Consider the following 236-nt stretch of genomic DNA (forward strand, 5'->3'; position numbering starts at 1 on the left):
GCCTGCACTATCGCAGCTGGAACGCCAGCGACGCCAACAAGCCCGTACTGCTTTTCGCCCACGGTTATCGGGCTAACAGCCACTGGTGGGACTTCATCGCTCCCTATTTCATCGATCATTACCGGGTTTTCGCGATGGACTTTTCGGGCATGGGTGAAAGCGGCCCGCGAGCGCAGTACTCCCCAGAAGCCTTCACTGAAGATCTGACCGTCATCCTGGAGACCGACCTTGGCCCG

At 58.9% G+C, this 236-nt stretch carries 1 protein-coding gene; it reads left to right on the forward strand.

All coding sequences use genetic code 11. The features are described from left to right. Positions 1-236 (forward strand): alpha/beta fold hydrolase (locus SB771_RS37015; RefSeq protein WP_410722287.1); only part of this gene is annotated, 236 nt, incomplete at both ends.

It is taken from the genome of Burkholderia sp. SIMBA_051, from assembly GCF_046534915.1.
GTDB lineage: Bacteria > Pseudomonadota > Gammaproteobacteria > Burkholderiales > Burkholderiaceae > Burkholderia > Burkholderia ambifaria.